The following is a 3,874-nucleotide window of genomic DNA, read 5'->3' on the forward strand; positions in this document are numbered from 1 at the left end:
CTGGGAGCGGCTCCTTCCGCGGGGGCGGCCCGCCCCGGGCGGTTCGGTGCGCGGGTCCACCCCCAGTTGCTTCAGCTGTTCGAAATCGGCCGTGTCCATCTTCTCCAGGATCTCCAACTGCCGTGCCAGGGCATCGGTTTGGCCCTCGGCATCGTCATGCCGTCTGAGCGCGGCCGCCGTGGTGATGTGGAAGCGGGCCAGGGCCACCTTCAGACTGCGGCTCTCCAGGATCATCCGGTAGCGGGTCTCCTCCGCCAGCGCGTCCTGCACCGATCGGACCGGCCGGGCGAAGAACAACGTGACGATCTGCCCCACACCGAGCGCGCCGAGCACGGCGGGGCTCTGCCACCCGATACGGTTCGGGAGGAAGACCCCGACGAGCGACAGCAGAAGTGCGCCGGCCAGCAGACAGGTGCCCAGCCCCAGCAGGAACTTGCTGGCGAAGCCCACCGTGTGCTGCGCTCGTCGGAGGCGCTCGGCGGTCTGGATGCGATAGTCCCGCATCCTGGCGTCCTCGTAGGACAGGATGCCCTGCTTGTCCTGGATGTACGAGGAGTAGCCCACGAACTCCGCGTCCCCGCCACGGGACAGCCGCCGGTCGTCGTCCGGCCGCGAGCCCAGGAAACGGGCCAGCTCCGCCAGACCGGTCATCACCTCGGTGTGCAGCACACGCTGGCAGAAGTCCAGGGCCGTCAGATGGCGCTCCAGGGTCCTGCTGGCGGTGAGCGCGTCCGAGACGACGAGCTGCCGCACGTCGTAGCGGGAGCGGATACCGGTCAGCAGCAGCTGGACCTTGATGTCGGTGAGGACACCGATCACCACGACATGCGTGGTCTCCTGCCGTCCGTCGCCCAGCAGACCGTCCAGCAGCGTCGTCAGCGGCGCGGGTTCACTGAGGTCGGGACGTCCGCCGGAGCTGTGCTGGAAGTCGAAGAGCGTGTTGGACCGCACATGGTGGACGCGGAGTCTCCCGCCCCAGCCGTCCTCGGCGTCCGCGGGCGCGCGCAGATCCGGGGCCAGCAGGTCCGTGAGCCCGTCGACGTACGCCGCCCCCCAGGTGCCGGCCTCGCAATGCGCCCCGTACTGCCTGCGCTCCAGGTCGTACGCCTCTCCCGGGACATGCCAGTCACGGATGTTGATCAGATGCAGGACCCCGTCCCCGTGTCCGCGCATCCGGGAGCCCACGGTGGCGTCGAGGAAGCGGGCCAGTGGCGAACGGCGCAGCTCCGCCTCGGACAGAACCCGGCGGTGGCCCTCCGTGCGGAGGGACACACCGCTCTCGCTGTCCAGCAGCAGCTTGGAGACCGCGCTGTCCGGCAGGGACAACTGGCAGTCCAGGTTCAGGAAGAAGTCGTTCTGCAGACACTGCGTGATGAGTATGTACTGCGACGGTGCCGTCGGCTCCATCGCCACCCCCCGTGGGTCTCCATGTGTCTTCTCGGTGTGCCGCATGGCCTCAGCGCGGCAGCAGCGGCCACTGACTGGACAGCCGCATGGCGGCCTCCGTGACCGCCGGATCGCCGGACTCCATGGCCACGCCGTCCAGGTAGGCGTGGGCCGCCGCTTCGTACAGCTCGTCGACCGCGTAGAGCCGCTCCTCATGGGCCGCGCGGCGGGCGCCCGCGCGGGCGCCCACGGTGGCCTCGGCCTCTCTGGCGCGCTCGGAGCCGGCGAGATCCGTCTCGATGTCCTGCTCCAGCTCCCGCAGCCGCTCGGACGTGGTCCGGTACGCCGCCAGATACGGATGCTCCTCGCCCAGCCCGATCAGGAAGGCGATGCCACCGGAGAGCAGCAGCAGCGCGATGAACATCCAGGACACGCTGTGCGGGTCCAGGTGCAGGGACTCGATGAGGCTCGGTGGGTTGCTCACGCTGTCCCCGACAACCGCGGCCACATCGGGTGGCAGATCCAGCGGAGGCTCCTCCCGGAACGCCACCTTGGCCCGCAGATCCCCCAACGCCCACGCGCCGTACGCCCATATGCCCAGCAGGGCGAGGGCGGGCACGGACGACAGCCGGACCGCGCCGGTGGCGGAGCGGCGCCGCAGCATCCAGCCCGCGATATGCGGGGCGAGGATCATCGCCACCGCCACGGCCACCATGAGGCTGTAGGAGAGCAGATCGGCGAACCGCCCGACACCGTGCAGATTCTCGAACACCGAGTAGTAGACGGGCAGTTCCACCACGATCAGGGCGGCCAGCACCCCGAACTTCATCCAGCGCGGCATACCGGGGCGCGCCGCCGCGCCCTCCCACGCCGCCCTGGTGGACAGGGCCCGCTGTGCCGCGTCCGCCTCCGCCACCGGATCGTGGTCGGACACCGCCTGCCAGCGGGCGTGGCCACCGGTGGTCTCCGGCTCGTCCTCGGGCCGCGTGGCGCCCGGGCGTTCGGGACCGGTGGCGTCGTCGGCGTCGGCGGGCATACGGGCACGCAGCCACCGGCGCTCGAAACCGCCCCGTACGGTGTCGCGGAAGGTCTGCCATCGGTCGGCCCGCCGCGCCAGCCGGTCCAGCTGGTCGGTGGTCACCGATTGCCGCTGCTCCAGGGCGGCCCGCCGCCGGCCCGCCCGCTCCAGCCGCACTCCGGCTGCGGTGGCGGCCGCCCTCACCCGGCTCGCCTCCAGCGCGCCGTCCTCCTCGGCCCGGGCCTGCTCCTCGGCGAGCCGGTGTCTGACCTTGTTGCGCAGACTGGCCAGCTCGGCGAAGTAGGGCACCCGGTCGGGGCCGGCCAGCACCCAGGGGTCGAAGACCTTCCGCGAGGCCGCCGAGGCGCCGTGCTTGCGCGCCCGGTCCAGCAGCCAGGCGCTGTCACCGGCCCGGATGACATCCGAGGCGACGGGCTCGGGCTGCGGCAGCGCCCCGTCGGGGAACCGCCGTGCGGCAGTCCGTCCCCCGCGGCGCCCGCGGTCCGCGTCAACCCTGCGGCGGCGCAGCCTCAGCCGCCGCGGCGCCTCGTCGTCACCGGCGGTAGGTGGTGTGGACATGTGCCTTCACCCTCCCCTCCAGAAGCTCCGTCCAGAAGGAGTTGAACTGCTCGTACCGGGAGGTGTCGGTGCCGTACTTCATGCCGTAGCCCACCGGGTAGATGTCGGCGCCGGACAGCTCCGGCCTGCCGTGCGACTTCAGGAAGTCGTCGATGACGGTCCGGCGGCTCGCGGCGGTGGACAGGTCCTGCCGCCCCAGCCGGAAGTCGGTGTCGCCCTGGTCGAAGTCGCTCACCACCAGGACGTCGAACGACGCGTCGTCGCCGGACGGCTTGGACAGCCCGATGCGCGACAGGCCCCCGAGCACATCGGAGCCGGGCTCCTCCTTCTGGGCGCAGCGCAGCAGCTTCAGGGCGTTGGAGAGGGCCACCGCGCGCATGGTGGTGCGGGTCCGCTCGCGGTCGGCGGTCTTCGAGGCGTTCGGATCCAGATCCAGCGGGCTGACCTGGCACTTGGACGCCTCGGACACCTTGGTGATCGGGGCGAAGGACGTCTTGCGGCACTTCTTGTCCGCCAGGAACGTCTGCAGGGTCGCCTTGAGTTTGGCCTCCGCGTCGAAGCCGGTCCGGGAGGCGGCCGCCGAGCCCGATCCGTCGACCACGACGCCGCACGTCTGGGAGTAGCGTGACGGCTCGTCGGAGCCGCAGGCCGTGCCGCCTGCCGCCAGGGCGAGCGCCAGCGCGGCGGTGAGCGCACGCCGCCGGTTCCGGCGCCGCCGGGCGCCCGGGTGCTCCGGAGCGGGGCTGTGGACGGTCCGGACGGTCATCGCGAGGTCCTCCCGTCGACGCGGTCGGTGTTCTGCCGTTCGAGTATGTGCAGCGCCCGAGAGGTGGCCGTCCGGGCGCTGTCGTCGTCGGCCAGCAGCCAGACGTCGGGCTGGTACCAGGACCC

General features: G+C 71.6%; 3 protein-coding genes. All 3 read right to left on the minus strand.

What is annotated here, in order from left to right; translation table 11 throughout:
• On the minus strand, positions 1-1,413 hold a 1,413-nt coding region (locus GWI24_RS41720), incomplete at its 3' end, for a hypothetical protein (RefSeq protein ID WP_210951228.1).
• Positions 1,414-1,456: 43 nt separating this feature from the next.
• Positions 1,457-2,983: a hypothetical protein gene (locus tag GWI24_RS41725; protein WP_210951229.1), complete on the minus strand. Its 1,527-nt coding sequence runs from the start codon at positions 2,981-2,983 to the stop codon at positions 1,457-1,459.
• The gene (locus GWI24_RS41730; RefSeq protein WP_210951230.1) at positions 2,958-3,749 is read right to left on the minus strand and encodes a hypothetical protein; all 792 of its coding nucleotides are present in this window, start codon (positions 3,747-3,749) and stop codon (positions 2,958-2,960) included. Before GWI24_RS41730 ends, GWI24_RS41725 begins: the two co-directional genes overlap by 26 nt.
• Between the last annotated feature and the right edge of the window lie 125 nt (positions 3,750-3,874).

It is taken from the genome of Streptomyces sp. MK37H (genome assembly GCF_018035285.1).
GTDB classification, from domain to species: domain Bacteria; phylum Actinomycetota; class Actinomycetes; order Streptomycetales; family Streptomycetaceae; genus Streptomyces; species Streptomyces endocoffeicus.